This window comes from Flexivirga endophytica (assembly GCF_014640635.1).
Lineage (GTDB): Bacteria > Actinomycetota > Actinomycetes > Actinomycetales > Dermatophilaceae > Flexivirga > Flexivirga endophytica.
In genome coordinates this window covers 192,152-204,445 of sequence record NZ_BMHI01000001.1, presented here as the reverse complement: position 1 = coordinate 204,445, position 12,294 = coordinate 192,152, and the positions used below count along the sequence as shown (strand labels likewise).

At 67.3% G+C, this 12,294-nt stretch carries 9 protein-coding genes; 5 read left to right on the top strand and 4 right to left on the bottom strand.

What is annotated here, in order from left to right:
• Window positions 1-31 precede the first annotated feature (31 nt).
• On the top strand, window positions 32-637 hold the full coding sequence (locus IEX71_RS00955) for a TetR/AcrR family transcriptional regulator (protein WP_188835111.1): 606 nt from the start codon (window positions 32-34) through the stop codon (window positions 635-637).
• 564 nt (window positions 638-1,201) lie between these two features.
• Here IEX71_RS00955 and IEX71_RS00950 read toward each other — a convergent pair.
• The gene (locus IEX71_RS00950; RefSeq protein ID WP_188835110.1) at window positions 1,202-1,630 is read right to left on the bottom strand and encodes a hypothetical protein; all 429 of its coding nucleotides are present in this window, start codon (window positions 1,628-1,630) and stop codon (window positions 1,202-1,204) included.
• A complete protein-coding gene (locus IEX71_RS00945; protein ID WP_188835109.1) occupies window positions 1,627-2,013 on the bottom strand; it encodes a hypothetical protein in 387 nt (128 codons plus the stop codon). The genes IEX71_RS00950 and IEX71_RS00945 overlap by 4 nt, the downstream gene beginning before the upstream one ends.
• Before the next feature lie 84 nt (window positions 2,014-2,097).
• Between IEX71_RS00945 and IEX71_RS00940 the strand changes: the two genes are divergently transcribed.
• Both IEX71_RS00940 and IEX71_RS00935 read left to right on the top strand, forming a co-directional pair.
• Window positions 2,098-3,654, top strand: a complete 1,557-nt coding sequence (locus IEX71_RS00940; RefSeq protein WP_188835108.1) for an FMN-binding glutamate synthase family protein — start codon at window positions 2,098-2,100, stop codon at window positions 3,652-3,654.
• Complete coding sequence (locus IEX71_RS00935) at window positions 3,651-5,369, top strand: thiamine pyrophosphate-dependent enzyme (RefSeq protein ID WP_188835107.1); 1,719 nt, start codon at window positions 3,651-3,653, stop codon at window positions 5,367-5,369. Before IEX71_RS00940 ends, IEX71_RS00935 begins: the two co-directional genes overlap by 4 nt.
• Window positions 5,370-5,437: 68 nt before the next feature.
• On the opposite strand, the gene IEX71_RS00930 is transcribed toward IEX71_RS00935, so the two are convergent.
• Together IEX71_RS00930 and glgP are read right to left on the bottom strand one after the other, a co-directional pair.
• Complete coding sequence (locus tag IEX71_RS00930) at window positions 5,438-5,668, bottom strand: hypothetical protein (protein ID WP_188835106.1); 231 nt, start codon at window positions 5,666-5,668, stop codon at window positions 5,438-5,440.
• Window positions 5,669-5,798: 130 nt separating this feature from the next.
• Window positions 5,799-8,393 (bottom strand): alpha-glucan family phosphorylase, encoded by a 2,595-nt coding sequence (glgP, locus tag IEX71_RS00925; RefSeq protein ID WP_188835105.1) that lies wholly within the window; start codon window positions 8,391-8,393, stop codon window positions 5,799-5,801.
• A 120-nt stretch (window positions 8,394-8,513) separates the two neighbouring features.
• Here glgP and IEX71_RS00920 point away from each other — a divergent pair, with 120 nt between their 5' ends.
• A complete protein-coding gene (locus IEX71_RS00920; RefSeq protein WP_188835104.1) occupies window positions 8,514-10,565 on the top strand; it encodes an alpha-1,4-glucan--maltose-1-phosphate maltosyltransferase in 2,052 nt (683 codons plus the stop codon).
• A 6-nt stretch (window positions 10,566-10,571) separates the two neighbouring features.
• Window positions 10,572-12,293 carry a maltose alpha-D-glucosyltransferase gene (treS, locus tag IEX71_RS00915; protein ID WP_188835103.1) on the top strand — a complete coding sequence of 574 codons (1,722 nt, stop codon included), beginning with the start codon at window positions 10,572-10,574 and terminating at the stop codon, window positions 12,291-12,293.
• Window position 12,294: the final 1 nt, after the last annotated feature.

Genomic DNA, 12,294 nt, shown 5'->3' with positions numbered 1-12,294 from the left:
ATGTTCGTAAACTACGCGATACAGTCGTCGGGTGGCAAGACCTGCGAAGTTCACCGATGACAACCTGCTCGACGCGGCCCGCGAGAGCGTCTTCAGCCATGGCGCGAGCGCAACCATCGGGCAGATCGCTGCGGCCGCCGGTGCCCCGGTCGGGTCGATCTATCACCGGTTCGGCTCTCGGGAAGAGTTACTGACTCGCCTGTGGATTCGAGGGATCCGTCGTTTTCAGGCTGATCTGCTCGAGTTGGGTGGGTCGCCCGACGCGGCCGTCGCGCTGGAGACCGCCGCGATCCACGTGCCCCGGTTCTGTCGAGAGAATCCCGCCGAGGCCAACGTCCTGACGCTCTACCGCCAGCCCGCCCTGGTCTCCACGGCTCCCACGGATTTGCGGGACACGGTCGAGCACCTGAACGACGAGGTCTTCGGCGTCATGGCGCGCCTGGCGAGCCGCTACTACGGCCGCGCGACCCAGCATCGGCTCCAGGTCGTGCGGACGGCCTGCCAGCAGAGTCCCTACGGTCTGGTGCGCCCATACATCGGGCGGCGCGACTCGACGGCGTCGATGCCGACCTGGCTGGAGGACGCGGTGCGCGTCTCGACACGGGCGATCCTGACCGTCGGCGGCCCTCACGCCTGAGGTGGGTTCGGTCGGCCGTCATACCCCGACACCGGGGAGACTCGTGCACGCCGCGGACCTGGCAAACCCGTCACACCTCGACACTGGGGAGACCTGTGCACACCCCGGCCCTCCAAACCGGTCACACCCCGACACTGGGGAGACCTGTGCACACCCCGGACCCGGCAAACCTGTGCCCACGCCAGGCCCTCCAGACCGATCACACCCCGACACTGGGGAGACCTGTGCACACCCCGGACCGGCCGAGCCCGTCATACCTCGACACTGGGGAGACCTGTGCACACCCCGGACCGGCCGAGCCCGTCATACCCCGACACTGGGGAGACCCGTGCACGCCCCGGACCCGGCAAACCGGTCACACCCCGACACTGGGGAGACCTGTGCACACCCCGGACCGGCCGAGCCCGTCATACCTCGACACTGGGGAGACCTGTGCACACCCCGGACCGGCCGAGCCCGTCATACCCCGACACTGGGGAGACCTGTGCACACGCCAGGCCCGCCAGACCGATCACACCCCGACACTGGGGAGATCCGTGCACGCCCCAGGGCCAGGGCGACCGATCAGCGTGATTCGTTGCGCCGCAGCCACCACAGTCCGAGGATCGGCAGGATCAACGGCACGTAGCCGTAGCCCTGCCCGAACTTGGACCACACCGTCGTGTCACCGGCGCTGCCTTGTGCCACGAAAGCAGCCTTGTCGACATACGACCAGATGCCGACGGCGAGAACGCCGAAAAGCTCGAAGGTGATCGTTCCCAGGGCAACGCGAGCACTCGCTCGAGCCAGCGCGACGGTCGCGACCAGGTAGACGACCGCCGCCACCGCGGACAGCCAATAGGGCAGATGCTGGTCCGGCCAGGTCTGGGCGATCTGCAGGATCGAGCGACCTGTTGCCGCAAGCCCGAGCAGTCCGTAGACCGCCACCAGCATGCGGCCCGGCCCACTGTTGATCCGAGTCTTGGAGCTGGAGGAGTTCGGGGTGTCTGTCATACGCCATTCCAGAGTTGTAGAAGGCGAGCCACCATGACCAGTAGGCCGAGGGTCGCAACGAGGAGAACGCCTGTCCCCCATCGGGACTCGCGCTCTGCGATCCCCCAGAAACCAGCCACTGGCAGGACACATACGAGCCCTGCCAGGTAGGCGACGAACAGTCCCTTGGACATGTGCGCGTCGGCGTCCCCGATGCGGGCGATCCCGACCACGAGCTGCGCGATGACCGCGAGCTCGGCGGCACAGGCGAGGAAGAACATCGGGTTGTCGACCGGCTTGCCGCGCGCGGTCAGATATGCCGCATCGATGGCCAAGACCGCAAGCAATGCGATAAGCACGATGGTGAGGGGCAACAGCACCCGCACATCGTACGGACCCGTCATGCTCAGCAAGTACGCAGCTGGGGCCCACACGATGGCCGGGCTGAACGGTGTCCCAGGTATTCGACGGAGACGAGGAGCAGACGAATGGTGCGATGGCAGCAGGCAACAGCCCTGGCGACGGCAGGGTCGCTGGCGGGCCTGGCAGTGCGGGATCTCGTGCAGCGCAAGCACTCGGTGCTTCGCAACTATCCGGTGGTCGGCCACCTGCGCTATCTGCTGGAAGACATCCGACCGGAGCTCCAGCAGTACTTCATCGAACGCAACTGGGACGGTCGGCCCTTTGACCGCGACACCCGGTCGATCATCTACCAGCGCGCCAAGGGGACGATGGCCGAGCAACCGTTCGGCACCGAACGTGACGTGGACCGCGCCGGTTACGAGTCGCTGGTGCACTCGACGGCGCCGCTCGAGAAGCCCGAGGACCCGCCGCGTGTCCGGGTCGGCGGACCGGACTGCAGCAAGCCCTACGACATGTCGCTGCTGAATGTCTCGGCCATGAGTTTCGGCGCCTTGTCCGCCAACGCGATCCGTGCGCTCAACAAGGGTGCTCGACTCGGCGGTTTCGCGCACGACACCGGCGAGGGAGGACTGACGCCATACCACCAGGAGTTCGGTGGCGACCTGGTTTGGGAGATTGGCTCGGGCTACTTCGGTGCACGCACCAAGGACGGTGACTTCGACCCGGAGCTCTTCCGGGACAAGGCCACCGACGATCAGGTCAAGTGCGTCTCGCTCAAGCTGAGCCAGGGTGCCAAACCCGGTATCGGTGGCGTCCTTCCCGCCGCCAAGGTCACCGCCGAGATCGCGCAGTTCCGAGGCGTTCCCGAGGGTGAGAAGTGCGTCAGCCCGGCGCGGCACAAGGTCTTCTCCACCCCGGTCGAGCTGATCGAGTTCATCGCGAAGATGCGCGACCTCAGCGGCGGAAAGCCGGCCGGCTTCAAGCTTTGTGTCGGGTCGCGCATGGACGTGCTGGCCATCTGCAAGGCGATCCGCGAGGTCGGCACGGCTCCGGACTTCATCATCGTCGACGGGTCCGAGGGCGGCACCGGAGCAGCACCGCTGGAGTACGAGGACCACGTCGGTATGCCGCTGACCCACGGCCTGATGGTCGTGCACAACGCCCTGGTCGGCACGGGGCTGCGAGACAACATCAAGCTCGGCGCGAGCGGCAAGATCGCCGGCGGTGCCGACATCGTCAAGCGGCTCATCCAGGGAGCGGACTACACGAACGCCGCGCGCGCAATGATGATGGCTGTCGGCTGCATCCAGGCACAGGAGTGTCACACCGGCAAGTGCCCCGTCGGAGTCGCCACCCAGAACCCGCGGCGCGCCCGGGCGCTCGACGTGCCGGACAAGAGCGAGCGCGTGCACCGCTATCACCAGGCGACCGTGGAGCAGGCCGCCCAGATCATGGCGACCCTGGGTGCCCGCGAACCGCACGAACTCAGCCCGCACATGCTCCGGCACAACATCTCACCGAACGAGAGCCGTAGCTATGCCGAGTTGTTCACCTGGCTGCAGCCCGGTGAACTGCTCGAAGCGGCGCCGGAGGAATGGGCGAAGGACTGGCAGGCCGCCAGCGCCGATGCCTTCACTCCGCAGATCTCGACCTACCGCGCCGGGGAAGGGAAACCCGCATGAGCGACATCGCCGAACTGATCGTTGCAGCACTGGCCGACCACGGGGTGACCCAGGTCTGGGGCGTCGTTGGTGACGCGCTCAACCCGATCACCGATGCGATCCGCCGCCGAGACGGCATCGAGTGGATCGGTGTCCGCCACGAGGAGGCTGCCGCCTTCGCTGCCGGCGCCCAGGCCCAGATGACCGGACGCATCGGGGTCTGCATGGGCACCGTCGGCCCCGGCTCGATCCACCTGCTCAACGGCTTGTATGACGCCAAGAAGTCGCACGCTCCGGTGCTGGCAATCTGTGGGCAGGTTCCTACGCCGGACATCGGCAGCGACTTCTTCCAGGAGGTCAACAACGACGTCCTGTTCGCCGACGTGGCCGATTTCGCGCAGACCATCACCAGTCCCGGCCAACTGCCACAGCTGCTGGAGCAGGCGGTCAACATCGCGTATGCCGAGCAGGGAGTCGCGGTGCTCACGTTGCCCGGAGACGTCGGCTCGCTCGAGGTCGAGGACGACCGGCCGCCGAAGTTCGCCCCGCAATCCGCCGAGGTGGCGGCACCGGCCAATCAGGTCGCGGCCGCCGCAGACGTGTTGAATGCTGCCGACAAGGTGACGCTGCTGGTCGGGTGCGGCGCTGCGCAGGACCGCGCCGAGGTGTTGTCACTGGCCGAGCGGTTGAAGGCTCCAATGGTGTTGACCCTCAAGGCAAAAGCCGGGTTGGACGCGGACAACCCCTACCAGATCGGCCAGTCCGGGCTGATCGGCAATCCGTCGACCAAGAAGGCATTCGACGACTGCGACGTGCTCTTCCTGATCGGCACCGATTTCCCCTATCGGGACTGGTATCCGCAGGGCAAGACGGTGATCGCGCTCAACTCGCGGGCGGGACACATCGGCCGTCGTACGCCGGTCGATCACGCGCTCGTCGGGCACGCCGGGCCGACGCTGCGGGCTCTGAACCAATCACTGTCGACCAAGGAGAGCGACAAGCACCTGCGCGCCGCGACCGACGCCTACGCGAAGTGGCTCGAGGATCAGGCCAGGCTGACCGATCCCGGCCACGACCGGAAATGGTTGGGCAAGCTGCGCAGCAAAGCCGACAACCCGGACGAACGCATCCGCCCGGAGGTCGTCGCGGACGCCCTGAACAGGCACGCGTCCGACGACGCCGTCTTCACCAGCGACACCGGTATGTCGACGGTCTGGCTCAGCCGCTTCGTGCAGATGCGCGGCGACCGCAAGCTGGTCGGGTCCTACAACCTCGGCTCGATGGCCAACGCGATGCCGCAGGCACTCGGCATACAGGCGCTCGATCGAAAGCGCCAGGTGATCGCTAACTGCGGCGACGGCGGCCTGATGATGCTGCTCGGGGACTTGCGGACCGCGGTGACCTACCGGCTGCCGGTCACGTTCGTGGTCTACGACAACGGACGTCTCGGGATGGTCAAGCTCGAACAGGAGCAGGGCGGTCTGCCGGAGTTCGGGACCGAGCTGGACAACCCGGACATCGCCGAAGTCGCAGCGGCTCTCGGCCTGCGCGCGCTCCAGGTCTCGCGAGCGGAGGACGTCGACTCCGCCATACAGGAGGCACTCGCGCACGACGGGCCGTTCCTGCTGGACTTCCTCACCAACCCCGACGAGATCGCGCTACCGCCGAAGGCAACGCCCTCCCAGGCGTGGGGCTTCGCGATCGCCAAGTCCAAGGAGTTCCTGGAGAGCCGGTAGCGCCCGCCCCAGTTGCACACATCGCACGGTCTACCGCGCGATGTGTGCAACCGGAGCGGAGAGTCGGATCAGCTGAGTGGGAAGGACGTGTTCAGCGCGGCCCGCTTGGCAGGACCGGCCCACGAGATCGACGTAGCGGGAACGCTCATCCAACCGGCGCGCTGTCGCACCACGATCTGGCCCGCGCCAGCCAGTTGGACGCGTTCCAACGCGCCCACATCGGGAATGACCACTTCCGGCATCGGCACGACGAGTTGATGCACCGGTGCGGTAACTGCTGTTGCGGTTGCGTGACTCATGGGGCCCTCCCGAGATCTCTCTTCGAGACTAGCCCTGTCCGGGGCGTGCAGATAGCGCGGTGGAGCGCACCATCTGCAGGCGTGGTCTCGACACACCTCCTCCGCTGCGCTCCCCGGGCACTCGACCCGCTTATGCGTTGACGACCAGCCCGAGCTCGGCGACGTTCGCCAGGCCGGGATGCCGCGGCAGCACGCGCACGCTGTAACCGAACGCCCCGGTGCGCCCCAGGGTGACCGCGCCCTCGAAGCGCGCCCGCCCGTCGCCGAGATCCTCGACCGGGTAGAGCTCGGTGGTGTCGGTGTCGTGCAGCTCATCGGTGTCGCTGGCCCGGCCGTGCACGATCTGCACCAGCACCTGCTCCGGGCGTAGGCCGGCGAGTGCGACATACGCCCGCACGGTCAGACGCTCACCGAGCAGCGGGGCGTCGGTGACGCCGTCCGCCTCGACATGCTCGATCCGCAGGTGCGCGAAGGCTTCCCGCGCCTGTGCGCTGTATGACGCAAGGTCCTTCGCGAGTCCGAAGTCGTCGCGGGCCGCTGCACGCCCGGCAATCGCGGCGGGCGTGTAGAGCTTGGTCGTGTAGTCGCGCACCATGCGGGTGGCGAGCACCTTCGGCCCGAGCACGGCCATGGTGTGCTCGACCATCTCCAGCCAACGCTGCGGGACGCCCTGACCGTCCAGGTCGTAGAACCGTGCCGCGACCTGGGTCTCGATGAGGTCGTAGAGCGCGGCGGCTTCCAGGTCGTCACGGCGCTCCGGGTCCATGGTGGAGCTGGCGGTGTCGTGTGCTGGATCCGCCGAAGGGATCGCCCAGCCATTGCTGCCGTCGAACCATTCGTCCCACCAACCGTCCAGGATCGACAGGTTCAGGCCGCCGTTGAGCGCGGCCTTCATCCCCGACGTCCCCGACGCCTCGTAAGGACGCAGCGGGTTGTTCAACCAGACGTCCACGCCCGGCATCAGCGACTGCGCCATCTGCATGTCGTAGTTGGGCAGGAAGACGATCCGGTGCCGCAGCTTCGGGTCGTCGGTGAACTGCACCATGTCCTGGATGAGCTTCTTGCCGGTCTCGTCGGCCGGGTGCGACTTGCCCGCGATGACCAATTGCACCGGGCGCTCGGGGTCGAGCAGCAACTTGGCCAGGCGCTCGGGGTCGCGCAGCATCAGGGTGAGGCGCTTGTAGGTCGGCACCCGTCGGGCGAAGCCGATCGTGAGCACGTCGGGGTCGAGCAGGTTGTCGAGCCAGCCGAGCTCGGCGTCGCTGGCGCCACGGAAGCGTGCCGAGTCGCGGACCCGGTCACGCACGTCGAGCACCAGCTGGCGGCGCAGCTCGCGCTTGACCGCCCAGATCTCGGTCCGGGGCACGCGTGCGACACGGTCCCAACCGATCGCCTCGCGCACATCGGTCTCACCGAGGTATTTGCGACCGAGCTCGATGACGCGCGGATCCATCCATGTCGGAGCGTGAACGCCGTTGGTGATGCTGGTGATCGGGACTTCTGAATCGTCGAACCCGGGCCACAGCTGCTCGAACATCGAGCGACTCACGGCACCGTGCAACTGGGAGACCCCGTTGCTGCGCTGCGCCATCCGCAGGCCCATCACAGCCATGTTGAAGATGCCGTCCTGGCCACCCTCGTAGTCCTCGGCCCCCAACGGCAGGATCTGCTCGACCGGCACGCCGGCCAGCTGCGCGCTGCCGCTGAAGTGGGTGCGCACCAGCTCGGCGTCGAACCGGTCGATGCCGGCCGGCACCGGCGTGTGCGTGGTGAAGACGTTGCTCGCCCGCACCGCCCGACGGGCCTGCTCGAAGTCCAGCCCGGCGCCGGTCACCATCTCGCGGATCCGTTCCACCGAGAGGAATCCGGCGTGGCCCTCGTTGCAGTGGTAGACCTCCGGGTGCGGTGCCTGCGTCAGGCGGCTCCAGGCGCGCAGCGCCCGCACACCGCCGATGCCCAGCAGCATCTCCTGCTGCAGCCGCTGGTCACCGCCCCCGCCATACAGCCGGGAGGTCAGCTCGCGGGCCGACGGGTCGTTGGCCTCGACGTCGGAGTCCAGCAGCAACAACGGCACCCGGCCGACCTGGGCGCGCCACACCCGGGCGTGCAGGGTGCGGTCCTCGGGCAGCGCGAGGGTGATCTCCACGGGCGTGTCGTCGGCCTCGCGCAGCAGCGTCAGGGGCAGGCCGTCGGGGTCCAGCAGCGGGTAGCTCTCCAGCTGCCAGCCATCGGCGGACAACTGCTGGTTGAAGTAGCCCTCCTTGTAGAAGAGGCCGACGCCGACGATCGGCACCCCGAGGTCACTGGCGGACTTCAGGTGATCGCCGGCGAGGATGCCCAGGCCGCCGGAGTACTGCGGGAGGACGTGCGTGATGCCGAACTCCGCGCTGAAGTAGGCGATCGACGCCGCGGCGTCGTTCTGCTGTCCGAACTCGTCGTACCAGGCAGGGGCCGTCAGGTATGTCGACAGGCCGTCCGCCGCGGCACGCACCCGTCCGACGAATTCCGCGTCGGCCGCAAGCGCAGCCAGCCGCTGGGGTGTCAGGCCGGCCAACAGGGCGACCGGGTCACCGTGCACCCTGTCCCAGACGACCGGGTCCATGTCCCGGAACAGATCACGGGTGCGACGGTGCCACGACCAGCGCAGGTTGGTCGCGAGGTCCGACAACGGGGCCAACTGCTCGGGCAGCGCGGTGCGGACATTGAAACGACGAATGGCTTTCACGGCACCGATCGTAGGGGCGGGAACGCCCCACGTGAATTCGTTGCCGTTGACGTCCCGAACGCCTCCGGTCACCACGCCACTGGTGTCCGCGACGGCCGCAGATCTTGTAGCGTCGCTCAAGTGACTGATCAGCAGCCCGCCGCTGCAGCGCGGCCGACCTCCAGCCGGGCCACGCCCTCGCCGCAAACGCAGCTGTGCGAAGTCGGCCGGATTCCGGTCGTCGATGTCCAGCCGGCCGTCAACGGTGGCGCGTTCGCGACCAAATCCGTTGTCGGAGAGTCATTTCCGGTCACCGCGACGGTGTTCCGCGAAGGACACGACGCGGTGAACGCCACGGCGGCGCTCACCGACCCGGACGGCACCACCCATTACGTGCCCATGACCTGCACCAATCCGGGGCTGGACACCTGGCGTTGTGAAGTGAGCGCGGATCGTCCCGGAGTGTGGTCCTTCTGTGTCGAGGGGTGGTCCGATCCGTACGCCACCTGGACCCACGACGCCGTGATCAAGATCGCAGCCGAGGTCGACACCGAGGTCATGCTCGAGGAGGGTGCCCTGCTGCTGGAACGGGCACTTCGTGAGGTCGACCACGACGCGACGGCGCGCCGGATCCTCACCGCCGCCGTGGACGGGCTGCGCGACACCGAGCAGCCCGCCGGCGCCCGGATCTCGGCCGGCACCTCCAGTGACGTTGGGCGCGTGATGTCCGCGACGCCGCTGCGTGATTACGTGAGCCCTAGCGCGTCATACAGCTGGTGGGTGGAGCGGGACCGGGCACTGAGCGGCGCCTGGTACGAGATCTTCCCGCGCAGCGAGGGTGCCCGCTTCGATGAGAAGACCGGGAAGTGGACCTCCGGGACGTTGCGGACGGCAGCAAAGCGTTTGCCCGCGATCGCGGGGATGGGATTCGACGTCGTCTACCTGACGCCGGTGCACCCGATCGGGCAGACCAACCGCAAAGGTCCCAACAACACGCTGACGGCGGGCCCGGACGACCCCGGGTCGCCATACGCGATCGGGAGCGCGGACGGCGGCCACGACGCGATCCACCCGGACCTCGGCACGTTCGCGGACTTCGACGCCTTCGTCGCGGCTGCTCGCAAGCAGAATCTCGAGGTCGCGCTGGACCTGGCGCTGCAGTGCTCCCCCGACCACCCGTGGGTCGCGGCGCATCCCGAGTGGTTCACCACCCGCGCCGACGGGTCCATCGCGTATGCCGAGAACCCGCCGAAGAAGTACCAGGACATCTACCCGGTCAATTTCGACAACGACCCCGCAGGCATCTACGCGGAGGTCCGCCGGGTCGTGCAGGTGTGGATCGACCACGGGGTCACGATCTTCCGGGTCGACAACCCGCACACGAAGCCGGTGGAGTTCTGGCAGTGGCTGATCGCCGATGTGGCTCGTGAGCACCCGGACATCGTCTGGCTGGCCGAGGCGTTCACCCGTCCGGCGATGATGGCCACGCTGGCGAAGGTCGGCTTCCAGCAGAGCTACACCTATTACGCCTGGCGCAACGAGGCCGCCGAGCTGCGCGAGTATGTCGAGGAGCTCGCGCGCGAATCCGCGCCATACATGCGGCCCAGCTTCTGGCCGACGACCCACGACATCCTCACGCCATATATGCAGTACGGCGGGCCGACCGCCTGGAAGCTGCGGGCCGCGCTGGCGGCGACGCTCTCCCCCACCTACGGCATCTACGCCGGCTACGAGCTGATCGAGCACGTGGCGCGGCCGGGCGCGGAGGAGCAGATCGACAACGAGAAATACCAATACAAGGACCGGGAGTGGTCGCGCTACGAAGCCGGCGGCGACCGCGAGGGGCAGTCGCTGGCGCCGTACCTGACGCGGCTCAACCTGATCCGCCACGAGCACTCGGCGCTGCACTGGTTGCGCAACATCACGTTCCACCACGTCGACGACGGGCAGATGCTGGCCTTCTCCAAGAAGGACGGCGACGACGTGATCATCGTGGTGGCCAACACCGACCCGCACGCCACCCGGCAGTCGACGGTCCGACTCGACATGGGAGCGCTCGGCCTGTCCGCCGGTGACCGTTTCGTGGCGCACGACCTGATCACCGACGCGAGTTGGGAATGGGGCTCGGACAACTACGTCCGGCTCGGACCCGACACCGAACCACTGCACATCGTCCACCTCAGGAGGTTCTAGAACATCGTGGCATCAACAGGTTTCAACCTCCCGCAGCCGGGCTTGCGCCACGACCCGCACTGGTTCCGCAAAGCGGTCTTCTACGAGGTGCTGGTGCGCGCCTTCGGCGACTCGACGGGCAACGGCTCGGGCGACTTCACCGGCGTCATCAATCGGCTCGACTACCTGCAGTGGCTCGGCGTCGACTGTCTGTGGATCCCGCCGTTCTACGCGTCACCGCTGCGTGACGGCGGCTACGACATCGCCGACTACAAGGCGGTGCTGCCGGAGTTCGGGACGCTGCCGGAGTTCACCGAGTTGGTGTCGCAGGCGCACGCCCGTGGCATCCGCATCGTCACCGACCTGGTCATCAACCACACCAGCGACCAGCACCCGTGGTTCCAGGCGTCGCGTTCGGAGCCGGACGGCCCCTACGGGGACTACTACATGTGGTCCGACACCGACGAGAAGTATGCCGACGCGCGCATCATCTTCGTCGACACCGAGGTGTCGAACTGGACCTTCGACCCGGTCCGCCGGGAGTTCTTCTGGCACCGCTTCTTCTCCCACCAGCCGGATCTCAACTTCGAGACCGACAAGGTGCACGAGGAGATCTTCGACATCGTGCGCTTCTGGATGGACCTCGGGATCGACGGGTTCCGTCTCGACGCCATCCCCTACCTCTACATCGAGGAGGGCCACAACGGCGAGAACCACCCCAAGACACACGAATTCATCGCCAAGCTGCGTGCGATGGTCGACGAGGAGTATCCCGGTCGGATGCTGCTGGCCGAGGCCAACCAGATGCCCGACGAGGTGGTGGACTACTTCGGCACCGAGGACGACCCCGAGTGCCACATGTGCTTCCACTTCCCGATCATGCCGCGGCTCTACTACGCGTTGCGGGACGAGAAGGCGACCCGGATCAACGAGGTGATGGCGGAGACTCCCGCCATACCCCGTGGCGCGCAGTGGGGCACGTTCCTGCGCAACCACGACGAGCTGACGCTGGAGATGGTGACGCCGGACGAACGCGCCGCGATGTACGGCTGGTACGCCCCCGACCCGCGGATGCGGGCGAATGTGGGCATCCGGCGCCGGCTGGCCACGCTGCTGGACAACTCGCGCGCCGAGACGGAGCTGATCCACGCACTGCTGCTGTCGATGCCGGGGTCCCCGTGCCTCTACTACGGGGACGAGATCGGCATGGGCGACAACATCTGGCTGCCGGACCGCGACGCGGTGCGCACCCCGATGCAGTGGACCCCGGACCGCAACTCCGGATTCTCGACCGCTGACCCCGGAAAGCTTTATCTGCCAATCATTTCCAGCCTCGTCTATCACTACAACAACGTGAACGTCGAAGCTCAGATGGAGTCGACGTCGTCGCTGCTGCACTGGGTCCGCGAGATGCTTGCGATTCGCAAGCAGTACCCCGTCTTCGGGCTGGGTGACTACCGGACGGTGGATGCCGACAACGACACGATCCTGGCATTCACCCGCACGGTGCACGACGAGGACGACCCCGACGACGAGATCGAGACCCGCAGCGTGCTGTGCGTCAACAACGTGTCGAGCAGGCCGCAGTCGGTGACGGTCTCGTTGCCAGAGGAGTTCGCCGACGCGCGGGTGCGGGACCTGTTCGGAGGCGGCCACTTCACGCCGGTCGCAGCGGACGGAACCCTCACACTCACGCTCGGGTCCCGCGACTTCTTCTGGCTCTCACTGCAACTGCCGGGAAGTGACTGAT

Excerpts from the sequence above, each read along its gene's own strand:
- IEX71_RS00950 (WP_188835110.1), bottom strand. The coding sequence starts at position 1,630 with ATGACAGACACCCCGAACTCCTCCAGCTCCAAGACTCGGATCAACAGT.
- IEX71_RS00945 (WP_188835109.1), bottom strand. The coding sequence starts at position 2,013 with ATGACGGGTCCGTACGATGTGCGGGTGCTGTTGCCCCTCACCATCGTG.
- IEX71_RS00940 (WP_188835108.1), top strand. The coding sequence starts at position 2,098 with ATGGTGCGATGGCAGCAGGCAACAGCCCTGGCGACGGCAGGGTCGCTG.
- IEX71_RS00935 (WP_188835107.1), top strand. The coding sequence starts at position 3,651 with ATGAGCGACATCGCCGAACTGATCGTTGCAGCACTGGCCGACCACGGG.
- IEX71_RS00930 (WP_188835106.1), bottom strand. The coding sequence starts at position 5,668 with ATGAGTCACGCAACCGCAACAGCAGTTACCGCACCGGTGCATCAACTC.